8 protein-coding genes and 2 pseudogenes are annotated in these 13747 nt (G+C 66.5%); 5 read left to right on the top strand and 5 right to left on the bottom strand.

Features of this window, described 5'->3' with window-relative positions; translation table 11 throughout:
• Positions 1 to 111 precede the first annotated feature (111 nt).
• Positions 112 to 1023 (top strand): DUF6502 family protein, encoded by a 912-nt coding sequence (locus PYV55_RS09225; protein ID WP_275850386.1) that lies wholly within the window; start codon positions 112 to 114, stop codon positions 1021 to 1023.
• Positions 1010 to 2209 (top strand): DUF5666 domain-containing protein, encoded by a 1200-nt coding sequence (locus PYV55_RS09220; RefSeq protein ID WP_275850385.1) that lies wholly within the window; start codon positions 1010 to 1012, stop codon positions 2207 to 2209. The genes PYV55_RS09225 and PYV55_RS09220 overlap by 14 nt, the downstream gene beginning before the upstream one ends.
• A gap of 60 nt (positions 2210 to 2269) precedes the next feature.
• On the opposite strand, the gene dsbD is transcribed toward PYV55_RS09220, so the two are convergent.
• The 4 genes from dsbD to PYV55_RS09200 form a co-directional block, all read right to left on the bottom strand.
• On the bottom strand, positions 2270 to 4195 hold the full coding sequence (gene dsbD / locus PYV55_RS09215; protein ID WP_275850384.1) for a protein-disulfide reductase DsbD: 1926 nt from the start codon (positions 4193 to 4195) through the stop codon (positions 2270 to 2272).
• Between the two features lie 150 nt (positions 4196 to 4345).
• Positions 4346 to 5239 (bottom strand): SH3 domain-containing protein, encoded by an 894-nt coding sequence (locus tag PYV55_RS09210; RefSeq protein ID WP_275850383.1) that lies wholly within the window; start codon positions 5237 to 5239, stop codon positions 4346 to 4348.
• Between the two features lie 135 nt (positions 5240 to 5374).
• Positions 5375 to 6274, bottom strand: a complete 900-nt coding sequence (gene xerD, locus PYV55_RS09205; RefSeq protein ID WP_275850382.1) for a site-specific tyrosine recombinase XerD — start codon at positions 6272 to 6274, stop codon at positions 5375 to 5377.
• Positions 6275 to 6356: 82 nt separating this feature from the next.
• Positions 6357 to 7319 (bottom strand): tripartite tricarboxylate transporter substrate binding protein BugE, encoded by a 963-nt coding sequence (locus tag PYV55_RS09200; RefSeq protein ID WP_275850381.1) that lies wholly within the window; start codon positions 7317 to 7319, stop codon positions 6357 to 6359.
• Between the two features lie 194 nt (positions 7320 to 7513).
• Here PYV55_RS09200 and PYV55_RS09195 point away from each other — a divergent pair, with 194 nt between their 5' ends.
• The 3 genes and pseudogenes from PYV55_RS09195 to PYV55_RS09185 all read left to right on the top strand — a co-directional run.
• Positions 7514 to 9523 (top strand): peptidase U32 family protein, encoded by a 2010-nt coding sequence (locus PYV55_RS09195; protein ID WP_275850380.1) that lies wholly within the window; start codon positions 7514 to 7516, stop codon positions 9521 to 9523.
• 32 nt (positions 9524 to 9555) lie between these two features.
• Entirely contained in the window at positions 9556 to 12363 is a 2808-nt protein-coding gene (locus tag PYV55_RS09190; RefSeq protein WP_275850379.1) for a cation-translocating P-type ATPase, read from the top strand.
• A gap of 37 nt (positions 12364 to 12400) precedes the next feature.
• Positions 12401 to 13272: pseudogene (locus PYV55_RS09185) on the top strand (IS630 family transposase); the annotation flags it as partial.
• A 384-nt stretch (positions 13273 to 13656) separates the two neighbouring features.
• Here the strand turns inward: PYV55_RS09185 and PYV55_RS09180 are convergent.
• A pseudogene (locus PYV55_RS09180) lies at positions 13657 to 13747 on the bottom strand (ABC transporter ATP-binding protein); the annotation flags it as partial.

The raw sequence follows: 13747 nt of genomic DNA, 5'->3' as shown, positions 1-13747 counted from the left end.
TGCGCGTACCCGTCAATAGTCCACACAGAATTTCGGTAAAAAAACCCAAAACCATTGTGTAATTGTTTGTGCGGGTACCATATGTGCCTAGCCCTCCCGAGCTACAGCCCTATGACCGATCCATCCCCTCCGACCGAGACGCCGGCAGGCACTGGCCCGCCAGAGCCCTCCCTGGCAGCGCAAGCCATCGCCGAGGTGCTGCGGCCGCTCGCGCGGCTGATGATCGATCACGGCCTGCAACTGCCTGTCATGGTCGAGTTGCTGAAAAAGGCTCTGGTGGACGAGGCCCTGAGCACCTTTGCGCTCGATGACAAGGGCAGTTCGGACACCCGTGTGGCCCTGCTTACGGGGGTGCATCGCAAGGACGTCAAGCGCCTGCGCGAAGCCCCGCAATCTCCGCCCGCCACGCACATGGTGCCGCTGGCCGCAGCCGTGGTGGCGCGCTGGATCAGCGACCCGCGCTTTCTGAACGCCGACCACTCGGTGCGCCCGCTGGCGCGCACACCGGGACGCGGCAGGCCCGGCGAGCCCGACTTCAGCATGCTGGTCGCCGAAGTCAGCCGCGACCTCGGGGCGCGCGCAGTGCTCGACGAGCTCGTGCGTCTGGGCGTGGTGACACTGCGCGAAGATGGCTATGCCGAGCTCCAGTCGGCGGCCTTCGTGCCGCAGGAAGGTTTGGCAGAGTCGTTTCACTTTCTCGCGGCCAACGTCAGCGCCCACCTGGCCACGGCCGTGCACAATCTCAGCCCGCACCGCAGCGCACCGCTGCTGCTGGAGCAAAGCGCTTTTTCACAAGGGCTGTCCGCAGAACAGGCCGAGGCACTGCACCAGCAGGCCCGGCGCCTCTGGGCGGACTGCCTGCAACGATTTCTGCAAAGTGCCACGGTCGCCGAGCAGCGCAGCGAGGAGGCTGCGCTGCCGCAAAGGGTGCGGTTCGGGGTCTATTTCCATCAAGAAACGGAACACCCGCCCGCACCCGAAACAGGCGCGAAAAAAAGGAAAAAACGAAATGACCCGACCTGAAGACAAAAACCCCTGGAGCCGGCGCCAATGGCTGCAGTTCACCAGTGCAGCAACGCTCGGCGGGGCGCTGGGCACGCTATCCGGCTGCGGCGGCGGCGTGGCCGTGGGCGTGGCCGGTCTGCTGCCCGGCACCGGCGGCACGGGGCAGATCGCCGCGGTGTTCGCCCGGGGGTTCATCGCCGGCTTCGGCAGCGTGATCGTCAACGGCATCCGTTTCGACGACAGCGCGGCAAGCGTGCAGGTCGATGGCATCAGCGGCAGCTCGAGCGCGCTGCGCCTGGGCATGGTGATCGACGTGCAGGGCGAGCGCGGCGCAGACCTGACGCAGGGCACGGCCCGCAGCATCGCCGCGTGGTCGGTCGCGCAGGGGATCGTCGGCAGCGTGCTGCCAGGAGGGGTTTTCACCGTGGCCGGCATCACGGTAACCACGAATGCCAACACGGTGCTCGACGGCTTGGATTCGATGGCGGCGCTGAGCGCCGGGCAGCGGGTGACGGTCTGGGGCCTGCAGGCCGATGCCAGCGCAAGCCGCTGGACTGCCACCCGTGTGGCACTGGCCCCCACGATGCCAGCGTCCTCCTTGGTAAGCACGGGCCTGGTGCAAGTCATCGGGGACGTGCGCTACGTGAATGGACTGCGTCTTGCCGGCACGGCAGCCCAGGCACTTCAGGCGGGACAGCTGGTGCGCGTGCAAGGCAACCTTTCCAGCGATGGCAGCACTTTGCAGGTGCAGCAGGCCAGCCTGCAAGGACTCACGCAAGGCCCCACCGCGCCCACGGGTGAAGCGGAAATCGAAGGGGTGGTGACGGCAGTCCTCTCCACCACACGCTTCAAGCTCGGCGACGTCGAAGTCGATGCCAGCCAGGCCACGGCGCAGCCCACAGGCGCCGCCCTTGCCGTGGGCACACGGCTGGATGTGCATGGGGTCTGGCAGTCAGGCGTATTGCTGGCCCGCTCGATCGAGATCGAAGATCAGGAAACCGAATACACGCTCGAACTCACGGGCTACGTGGAGCAATACGTCAACGCGACGGATTTCATCGTGCGCAGCCAGCGCTGCGACGCATCGAAAGCCTTGCTCCAAAACGGAACCCTGGCCGACCTGCGCACGGGTGTGCGCGTGCAGCTCAAAGGAAGCCTGGCTGGGAGCGTGCTGCAGGTGACCGAACTGGAATTCGATCACTGACTCCCGCATGGCGCACAGCAGGGCATGGCGGTAGCAGGCCCTCTGCCCTGGCGCCATTCCCTACCGTATGCGCGCCTTGCCCAGCGAGGCCAGAAAGTCCGTGGGCGCCTGGTAGCCCACGACCTTATGGATCAGGGCGCCCTGCGCTGCGCCATCGAAAAACACCACGCCGGGCGGCCCAAACAGGTCGAAGCGCTTGAGCAAGGCCTTGTCCTCTGCATTGTTGGCCGTGACATCGACTTGCAGCAGACGCACCGAGGCCAGGCTTTTCTGCACTTCGGGGTCGCTGAAGGTGAAAGTCTCGAATTCCTTGCAGGCCACGCACCAGTCGGCATAAAAATCGAGCATCACCTTCTGGCCGGACTGGTGGGCCTGCGCCAGCAGCGCATCCAGCTCGCGCCGCGTGGCCACGCGCTCGAACCGCAGCCCCTCGCGGGCGGTCGTAGCCACACTGCCTGCGCCGGCAGGGGCCGCCTTCCAGTGCGCCAGCGGCTGCAGCACTGATTGCCCACCCGATGCCGCGCCCACCAGCAGCAGCCCGGAAAGCGCCAGCAGAAAGACACCTGCCGAACGCGCCGCCACCGGCACATGCTGCAGCGTGCCCGCGCCGAACACGCCCAGCAAGGCCGCGCCGATCAGCAGCCACACGGCCCACACGAGCATGTGCACGGCGGCTGGCAGCACCGGCGACACCATCCAGATGGCCACTCCCAGCAGCATCATGCCGAACACCTGCTTGACGCGCTCCATCCAGACGCCGGCACGCGGCAGCAGGCTGCCTGCCGACAGGCCCACGAGCAGCAGCGGCACGCTCATGCCCATGGCCATGGAAAACAGCGCCAGGCCACCGAGCACCACGTCGCGCGTTCGGCTGATGTAAATCAGTGCCCCGGCAAGCGGCGCGGCCACGCAAGGCCCCACCACTAGCGCCGAAATGCCGCCCATGAGAAACACCCCGAGCAAAGAGCCGCCCTGAAAGCCGTTCGACCATTGCGTCGCACGGCTCTGGATCGCACTGGGCATCTGCAGTTCGTAAAAGCCGAACATCGACAGCGCCAGCGTCGACAGCAGCAGGGCGAAGCCGCCCAGCACCCACGGGTTTTGCAAAGCCGCGGCCAGCCCCTCGCCCGCCAACCCGGCCGCCACGCCAAAGCCGGCATACACCAGCGCCATGCCCAAGGCATAAGCCAATGACAAGACAAAGCCCTTGCTGCGGCTCACCGTACCGGTTTGGCCCACGATCAACGAGGACAAGATCGGCACCATGGGCAGCACACAGGGCGTGAAGGCCAGCAGCAGCCCTGCCAGCAAAAACACCCCCATGGTGCGCAGCAAGCTGCCGGAGGCCAGCGCGGAAGCTATTGAATCAGTAGCTTCCTGCGCCTTCTGCGCCTGCGCTGGCGCCCGTTTTTCTTCTGCAAGCTTGCGCACAGGCGATGCAGGCGCTGGCGGTTCCGCCGCGGCCCCGGCCTGCGGGTCGGCAGCGGCACCCGCGCGCACGATGCCATTGCGTGCAGCGCCCAAGCCCGTCAGCTCCACTTGCAATTGCGCACTGTCGGGCGGATAGCAAAGCCCGGCGTCGGCGCAGCCTTGCCAGCCCACGGTGATGGGAACGCTGGCCCGGCCTTCCGTCAGGTGCAGGTCCACATCCAGCGTCTGCCGATAGACCGCCACCGTCTTGTTGAAATTGCTGTCGAATTCTTCCACCCCCGCGGGCAGGGCCAGCTTTTCCCAGCGCACACCGGGCGCATCGGCCTGCACGCTGATGCGGTCGCGGTACAGGTGGTAGCCAGGCGCGATGGCCCAGTGCAAGTGCACGGTGCGCCCATCGACCGCCGTGGCAGAAAACGCCAGGGCCTGCTCAGGCGGCAAAAACTCGTCAGCCGCCTGTGCGGCACCGCCCCCCAGACCCCATAGAACAGCCACACCCCACCACCAGGCGCGCCCCCAGCGGCACCAAACCCCAACAAGGTTCAAAAATTCCATGACAAGACTCCCACAACATAGGAGTCCGTATTGAACCACAAATAACGGGAAATTTTCCCTATTTATTCATACAACGAAAGCATGCAAGGTCGAAAGAGGCCTGGAGCGCACGGTTTCATGCGCGAGCGGGCAAACCCGCCGACCGCATCATCAATGCCCACGGTTTCCGAATCCGGGGCTTCCACGCTCATCTCCAGGGTTGCCACGCTCGGGCCCGTGGCTCCCGCGGTCCGGCCTGCGGTCTTGCCCGGGGTTTGCCCGCTCCGGCCCACGTCCTTCTTGGCCTGGCGGCATGGGGCGCACATTTTCAGGGCCGCGCGGGGCCGAGGGCGGCGCTGGACGGTAGCCGCGGTCTTGGGGGTGGGCCTCGGGAGCGTTGGGTGCGGTGCGGTACTGGCCCCGCCCAGGAGGCTCACGGTGCTGCGGGTATTGCGGCGGCGGCTGCATTCCAGGCGCTGGCTGCGGGGGACGCGTGTGGTCTGGGCGATTGTCTCCATGCGGCGGACGGTAGCCCGGGGGCGCAGGACGGTATCCGGGCGGGGCGATGCGGTCGGAGTGGTCGGAGTGGTCGGAGTGGTCGGAGTGGTCGGAGTGATCGGTGCGGTAGTCGCCAGGCGGACGGCGGTAGTAGCCCGAGTGGTCGTCAAAAGAGCGATGCTCCCAACGATCGCGCTCGTGATACCAGGGCCGGTCACGGTAGTGGTCGTGCCAGTAGGCGCCCAGGGTGAAGCTGATGATGCCTATGCCTATGACCGGGCCGTAGTCGGGCACCGGCACGTAGGCCCCTTGGTAGGGGTAGTTGATGTAGCCCGCGTACACCCAGCCGCGGTAGGGGCCGGCGATGACATCGCACCAGCTGTAATCGCTCAGACACCCTTGCACGTTGATGGTCTGTCCGCCACCCAGCACGACGACGACGGGATATGCCTGCCCCGGCCCCGCGCGCAGGTTGACGGTGGCCGCGAGATACGCCGCTTGCGCCTGCGCCCATACAGGCACGGCCATGGCCGCGGCCAGAACGGCTCCGGCGGTGAGTTTTTTCATGGTGGGTCCTTTATCACTTCGAAAACAAGAGCGCCTCGCGCTTGATGGGTCTTCGCTTGGGCTCGATTTGATCTTCCATTTCAGATCAGCGAAATCTGCGCCACTCATCCTTCAACGCCTGACCACAGTAAACGTTCACCCGCGCGGGTGGTGCTGGGCGTGCAGCGTCTTGAGGCGCTCGCGCGCCACGTGGGTATAGATGGTGGTGGTGGAGATGTCCGCATGGCCCAGCAGCAACTGCACGGCGCGCAGGTCGGCGCCGTGGTTGAGCAGGTGCGTGGCGAAGGCGTGGCGCAGGGTGTGGGGCGAGAGCGGCGCGGTGATGCCGGCCTGCACGGCGTATTTTTTGACGATCATCCAGAACATCACGCGCGTCATGCCGGCGCCGCGGCGCGTCACGAACAAGTCCTCGCTCTGCTGGCCAGCGAGGATCGCGGGGCGCGCGTCCTGCAGATAGCGCAGCAGCCATTCCCTGGCCTCATCGCCAAAGGGCAGCATGCGCTCCTTCGCGCCTTTGCCCAGGGTGCGCAGCACGCCGTCGCTGAGCGCGATCTGGAAGGTCTTGAGGCCCACGAGTTCGCTCACGCGCAGGCCGCTCGCATACATCAGCTCGAGCATGGCACGGTCGCGCAGGCCCAGCGCGCCCGCCACGTCGGGCGCCTGCAGCAGCGCCTCTACCTGCGCCTGCGTCAGGGTGCGCGGGGTGCGCAGCGGCTGGCGCGCGGCGTCCAGCCGCGCCGTGGGGTCGGCCGTGATGCGCCGCTCGCGCAGCGCCCAGCGAAAGTAGCGCCGCAGCGCCGACAGGCGCCGGTTGGCCGAGGTGGCGCGGCTTTGCGTGTGGCGTTCGGCAAAGTAGGCCTGCAGGTGGTGCTCGGCCGTGGCGTCGAGCCCGATGGGCGGCTGTTGGCGCGCGAGCCACTCGGCGTACAGGCGCAGGTCGCGCCGGTAGGCCTCGAGCGTGTTGCGCGCCAGGCCGTCCTCGAGCCACAGGGCGTCGATGAAGGCGTCTATCGCCAGGTGGCTTTGCGCAATCATTTCAGGAGCTGCTTGTGCACGTGGATACTGCGCAAAAGCCATATTTGATGCATATTCCTTCGATATTTCGCTGCCGCTTTCGCTATTCGAGCGAAAGCTTTTGCTGCGCCACCACGCGCTTATAGGCCTCGTACTCGGCGCGGATCTGCTCGGCGAACTGCTCGGGCGTGTTGCCGACGATGATGGAGCCCGTGTCTTCGATGCGCTTGCGCACGGCCGGGTCTTCGAGCGCCTTGCGCGTGGCGGCATGGATTTTGTCCACCACGTCCTTGGGCAGGCCCCTGGGGCCGACGATGCCATAGTAGGCCATGCGGTTCACGGGCTCCAGGCCCACCTCCTTGAACGTGGGCACGTCGGGCAGCGCCGCCACGCGCTGCGGCGCGGCGACGACGATGGGCACGAGGCGCTTTTCCTTGATGAAGGGCAGCGCCGAGGGCAGGTTGTCGAAGATGATGGGCACCTGCCCGGCCACCACGTCATTGAGCGCCGGCCCCGCGCCGCGGTACGGAATGTGCGTGACAAAGGTGTGGCTGAGGTTTTTATACAGCTCCATCTGCAGATGGCCTATGCCGCCCGTGCCCGAGGATGCATACGAGTATTTGCCCGGCGCCGCCTTGAGCGCCGCGACGAAGGACTTGTAATCCTTGGCCGGAAAGCTCGGGTGCACCGCGATGATGTTGGGCGTGGCCGCGATGTTGGTGATGGGCGTGAAGTCGGTCAGCGGGTGGTACGGCGTCTTGGGGTTGATGGCCGGGTTTGCCGCCGTGGTCGAGACCGTGGCGATGCCCAGCGTGTAGCCGTCGGGCGCCGACTTGGCCGTCTCATTGGCGCCCACGATGCCGCCACCGCCGCTCTTGTTCTCGACGATCACGCTCTGCCCCAGCGCGCGCCCGAGCGGATCGGCGATCACGCGCGCAATGATGTCGGTCGTGCCGCCGGGCGCAAAAGGCACTTGCAGTTTGATGACCTTGTTCGGGTAGCCCTGCGCGGCGACAGACCCTGCCGCTGCGGCCAGCGCCAGGGCGATCCAGGTACGACGGTGCATGAGAGACCTCCTTGCAAACAGACGCGAATAAAGCAGCCATGGTACGCGCACCGCCACGACACATCCACGCGGCGCAGGGGCGCAGCTCGGCAAAGCGCTCATCAAAGCAGGCGCGCACCCACCCGCGCAAATGCCCGGCAAGTCGGCGGGGGCTCGTCGCATTCAGGTATTCAAAGCTGTTTACGATCCGCGCCATGTCTTTGCTTTCACATCAGATCGAGCTGCTGAGCCCCGCGCGCGACGCCGACATCGGCATTGCGGCCATTGACCATGGCGCCGATGCCGTGTACATCGGCGGCCCGGCCTTCGGTGCGCGCGCCAACGCCGGCAACCCCATCATCGACCTGGAGCGCCTGATCCGCCACGCGCACCGCTTCAACGCGCGCATTTTCATCACGCTCAACACCATTTTGCGCGACGACGAACTCGAAGCCGCGCGGCGCATGGTCTGGCAGGTGTACGAGGCCGGGGCCGACGCGCTCATCATCCAGGACATGGGGCTGCTCGAGCTCGACCTGCCACCCGTCCAGTTGCACGCGAGCACGCAAACCGACATCCGCACACCCGAAAAAGCGCGCTTTTTGCAGGACGCGGGCCTGTCGCAGATCGTGCTCGCGCGCGAGCTCGACGTGCAGCAGATCGCCGCGATCCGCGCCGCCACCGACCCGCAGCGCTGCACGCTCGAATACTTCGTGCACGGCGCGCTGTGCGTGGCCTACAGCGGACAGTGCTACATCAGCCACGCGCACACCGGGCGCAGCGCCAACCGCGGCGACTGCAGCCAGGCCTGCCGCCTGCCCTACCAGGTGCTGGACGCGCAGGGCCGCTTCGTCGCGCACGACAAGCACGTGCTCTCGGTCAAGGACAACAACCAGAGCGCCAACCTGCGCGCACTCATCGACGCAGGCGTGCGCAGCTTCAAGATCGAGGGGCGCTACAAAGACCTGGGCTATGTGAAAAACATCACGGCGCACTACCGCCAGCTGCTCGACGCCCTGATCGACGAAAGCGAAACTTCGGCCCAGCCGCTTGCAAGGGCTTCGAGCGGCCGCACGCGCTTTTTCTTCACGCCCGACCCGCTGCAAAACTTCCAGCGCGGCTTCACCGACTACTTCACGCACGGCCGCCAGCAGGATATAGGCGCCTTCGACACGCCCAAGAACCCCGGCCAGCCCATAGGCTGGGTGACGAAGGTCGGCGCGAACTTCGTCGAACTCGAAACCGAAGACGCTACGACCGTGCTGCACAACGGCGACGGCCTGTGCTACTTCGACCTGCAGCAGGAGCTCATGGGCCTGGCGATCAACCGCGCCGAGCGCATCGAAGAGCGTGGCGCGAATGCCTGGCGCGTGTTCCCCAAAGACGCCGTCGCCGGCTGCAAAGACCTGCGCAAAGGCACGACGCTGCACCGCAACCGCGACATGGACTGGGTGCGCATGCTCGAGAAAAAATCGAGCGAGCGCCGCATCGCCGTCTGGCTGCGCCTGCAGGAAGAGGAAGACATGGGCGGGCTGCGCCTGCAGGTCACCGATGAAGAGGGAAATACGGCCTCAGCGCAGATACTGCTTGCATATGCAGCTCCTAAAGATGAAGCGGATGCGGCGCAGCGCCTGCGCGCGGCCCTGGGTGCGCTCGGCGACACCATCTTCAGCGCATTCGACGTGGCGCTCGACCTGCCGCACCCCTGGTTCGTGCCCGCGAGCCTGGCCAAGCAGCTGCGGCGCGACGCCATCGCCGCGCTCGAAGCCGCGCGCAGCGCCGCCTGGCAGCGCCTGCCGCGCGCGCAGGCCGTGCAGCCGCCCGCGCCCTACCCCGAGGACACGCTGAGCTACCTGGCGAACGTGTTCAACCACAAGGCGCGCGACTTTTACGCCAAACATGGCGTCAAAGTCATCGCCGCCGCCTACGAGAGCCACGAAGAGACGGGCGAAGTCAGCCTCATGATCACCAAGCACTGCGTGCGCTATTCGATGAGCCTGTGCCCCAAGCAGGCCAAGGGCGTCACGGGCGTGCAGGGCACCATCCGCGCCGAGCCGCTGACGCTCGTCAACGGCAGCGAAAAGCTCACACTGCGCTTCGACTGCAAGCCCTGCGAAATGCACGTGGTGGGCAAAATCAAGCGCCCGGTGCTGCAGCAGGCGCGCGCCCAGCAGCACGAGGTGCCGCTGCGCTTTTACACGGCACGCCCGCAACAAGGCCGCTGAGCCTGTCGAGTCGGACGACAAGCGAGGAAGGCATGACACACAACCCAACGTCCACTTCCTGCGCGCCAGATTCCCCGACCGCGCCCGAGGCGCAAACCGCCGCACGCTGGGCCGAAAGCGCCCACCTGCACGACGTCGAGGCACTCGCACGCGCCTTGGGCGTCGATCTGCACACGGGCCTGGCCCCGCAAGAGGCCGCGCGCCGCGCCGCGCTCTGCGGCCCCAACAGCCTGGCCCAGGTGCGCCGCCGCAGCGCGCTCGCCCTGCTGGCCGAGCAGTTTCAGGACTTCATGGTGCTGGTGCTGCTCGCGGCCGCGGTGGTGTCGGGCCTCGTGGGCGAGATCACCGACACGCTGGTCATCCTGGTCATCGTGGTGCTCAACGCCGTCATCGGCTTCGTGCAGGCCTGGCGCGCCGACCAGGCGCTCGCGGCCTTGCGCCAGCTCGCCGCGGCGCAGGCCACCGTGCTGCGCGGCGGTCAGGTGCAGACCGTGCCCGCGCACACGCTGGTGCCGGGCGACGTCGTGCTGCTCGAAGCCGGCAACCAGATCCCGGCCGACTTGCGCCTGCTGCAGATCGCGCAGTTTCAGGTGGACGAATCGGCGCTCACGGGCGAATCCGTGCCCGTAGCCAAGCAAAGCGCCCCCCTGCCGCCGCAGACGGGCGGCGCTTTGGGCGACCGCAGCAACATGGCCTACAAAGGCACCACGGCGACGCTGGGCCGGGCGCGCGGCCTCGTCGTGGCCACGGGCATGCACACCGAGCTCGGCAAGATCGCGCAGCTGCTCGACACCGAAGACCGCAGCACGCCGCTGCAGCGCCGCCTTGCCGCTTTTGGCCGCCGGCTGGCGCTGGTGATTCTGGGCATCTGCCTGGTGATCTTCGCCGCCGGCGTGCTGCGCGGCGAAGACCCGCTGCGCATGGCGCTCACCGCCATCAGCCTGGCCGTGGCCGCGATCCCCGAGGCGCTGCCCGCCGTGGTCACGGTGCTGCTGGCGCTGGGCGCGCGGCGCATGGTGGCCTTCCACGCGCTCGTGCGCCGGCTGCCGGCTGTGGAGACGCTGGGCTCGGTCACCGTGATCTGCTCCGACAAAACCGGCACGCTCACGCAAAACCGCATGCACGCCGAGCTGCTGCTGGCCTGCGGCGAACGCTGGACCCCCGGCGAGCCCGCCAGCCCCGTGCACGCCGAGGCGCTGCGCGCCGCCGCGCTGTGCAACGATGCCGTGCGGCAAAAAAGCGCCGAAAACGGCGAAAACGGCGAAAACGGTAACAGCACCGAAGAGGAAAGGAACGAAGACGGCGCCTGGCTGGGCGACCCGACCGAAACCGCGCTGGTGCTCGCAGCGCTGTCCGCAGGGCTGGACAAAGTGGCGCTCGACGCCGCCCTGCCGCGCGTGCAGGAGCAGCCCTTCGACTCCAGCCGCAAACGCATGACCACCTTCCACCGCCTGCCCGGCGGTGGTGCAAGCGCTGGCTACGTGGCCTACACCAAGGGCGCGCCCGAATCCGTGCTGCCGCGCTGCCGCAGCCAATGGACGCCTTCGGGCGACGCTGCGCTCGAAAAATCCGCCGTACTCGCCGCCGCGAGCGCCCTGGCCGAACAAGGCTTGCGCGTGCTCGCCCTCGCGCGGCGCGAGCACGCGCGCCTGCCCGACACCAACGACCTCGCAGGCGTGGAAAACGCGCTGCAGTTCCTCGGCCTCGTGGCCCTGATCGACCCGCCGCGCGCCGAGGCCGCCGCCGCCGTGCGCGACTGCCAGAGCGCCGGCATCGTGCCCGTGATGATCACAGGCGACCACCCGGCCACGGCGCGCGCCATCGCCCTGCGCCTGGGCATCGTCGCCAGCGCCGAAGCGCCCGTGCTCACGGGCAAGGAGCTTGCCGAGCTCGACGACGCCGCGCTGCGCGCACGTGTCGAGCAGGTGCGCGTCTATGCGCGCGTCGATCCGGCACAAAAAATCCGCATCGTCGAAGCCCTGCAGGCGCTGGGCCACTTCGTCGCCATGACGGGCGACGGCGTCAACGACGCGCCCGCACTCAAGCGCGCCGACATCGGCGTGGCCATGGGCCGCGGCGGCACCGACGTGGCGCGCGAAGCCAGCAGCCTGGTGCTGCTCGACGACAACTTTGCCACCATCGTCGCAGCCGTGCGCGAAGGCCGGCGCATCTACGACAACATCCGCAAGTTCGTGCGCTACGCCATGACGGGCAACTCGGGCGAAATCTGGACCATCTTCCTGGCGCCCTTCCTGCTGCTGCCCATCCCGCTGCAACCCATCCACATCCTGTGGGTCAACCTCGTGACCGACGGCCTGCCCGGCCTGGCGCTGGCCGCCGAGCCGGCCGAGGCAGGCATCATGCGCCGCCCTCCCCGCCCCCCGCGCGAGAGCCTGTTTGCGCACGGCATGTGGCAACACATCCTGGCCGTGGGCCTGCTGATCGGCGGCTTGTGCCTGGCCGTGCAGGCCTGGGCCTTGCACACCGGCCACGCGCACTGGCAGACCATGGTGTTCACGGTGCTCACGCTCACGCAGATGGCGCACATCCTTGCGATCCGCTCCGAAACCCAGCCCCTGTGGCGCCTGGGCCTGGCAAGCAACCTGCCGCTGCTCGGCGCCGTGCTGCTCACCCTGGCCCTGCAACTGGCCACCATCTACGTGCCCGCGCTCAACCCCATTTTCAAAACCCAGCCCCTGAGTTGGGATGAACTGGCCCTGTGCTTTGGCGCCGCCCTGCTCGTCTATGCCGTGGTGGAAGTGGAGAAAGCCTGGCGCAGACGCCGGGCTTGCGCCGCGCGCACCAAAGTCGCGGAGCCGCACTATAGACCAGGCACCTAAGGGTTAATTTTCAAGCATCCGGCCTCAGCTAAAAGACATGGACAAAGAAGACGGACGCAAGCTGCCGCGGCAAGCGCAGCATGAAAGACGCAAGCAGGCGGTACGGCTGCACCAGGGGGCATGCCGGTCAAAGACATCGCTGCCGCGCTGGGGATGGCGCAGGGTACGGTGCGCAGCGCCATTAAAGTAATGCAAACCGGCGGCATCAAGGCGCTCAAGCCCAAGCCCACGGGCCGGGCCGTTGGCCAAAAGAGAAAGCTCTCGGCCGAGCAAGAGTTGCACATTCAGCGCTTGATCTGCAAAAACCGGCCCGAACAACTCAAGCTATCGTTTGCGCTGTGGACACGCGCCGCTGTGATGCAGCTCGTGCAACAAGAGTGCAGCATCGAGCTGCCCGTGCGCACCATGGGCGAATACCTCAAGCGCTGGGGCTTCACGCCACAAAGGCCCATCACCAAGGCCTACGAGCAACGTCCTGAGGCCGTCAAACAATGGCTCCAAGAGCAGTATCCAAAGATTGCGCAACGCGCCAAGGCCGAGGAGGCCGAAATTCACTGGGGCGATGAGACGGCGGTGGTGAACACCGATGTGCGCGGGCGTGGCTATCAACCCAAGGCGCAGACACCGGTGGCCTATGCCGTTGCGGGCAGCCGGCAAAAGCTCTCGATGATCTCCACCGTCACCAACCAAGGCAAAACGCGCTGGATGATCATTGACGAGGCATTCAATTCGGACAAACTGATCGAGTTTCTCCAGGCCTTGATCAAGGATGCGGGTAAGAAGGTGTTTTTGATTCTGGACAACCTGCGCGTACATCACAGCAAACCGGTCAAGGCATGGCTTGCCCAGCATGAGGCGCAGATCGAGGTGTTTTACTTACCCAGCTACAGCCCCGAGTTCAACCCAGATTGTTCATGAGGACGCGGGATGATGGCGAGGCGGCTGGCGAGGCGGTTTGGTCGCGGGTGAGAAGTCCATGGCCGGTGCCATGGACGCCGAAGCAGCGGCCAAAATGACCGCCAGACGTCCGCCAGCACCCGCGTAGGCGCGCAGCGCCGCCTTATGGACAATCTGGGTTCAATCCAGACGAAAGACTCAATGCCGATCTCAAGCACGCCTTGGGCTCGCGCGTGCAGGTGCGCACCAAGGATAAGCTCAGGCAGGCCACCGAGACACACGTGCAGATGCTGCACGATAACCCTGAGCGGGTGCGCTATGCCGCAGTGCAAAATTTAGTTGCCGGGTGAACAGAAGTGAAGTGAAAAGGATGCGAAAAACGGGCGTGGCGAAAGTTCACACCCCGAGCAACTCGTTGAGCACCGGCATCTTGGCATCGAGCTCGTCGGCATTGAATTGCTCGACGATGCGTCCATGCTCCATGACG

Source organism: Extensimonas soli, assembly GCF_029211265.1.
GTDB classification, from domain to species: Bacteria; Pseudomonadota; Gammaproteobacteria; order Burkholderiales; family Burkholderiaceae_C; genus Extensimonas; species Extensimonas soli.
The sequence above is the reverse complement of the archived record's forward strand: the minus strand, read 5'-3'. Positions and strand labels throughout refer to the sequence as shown.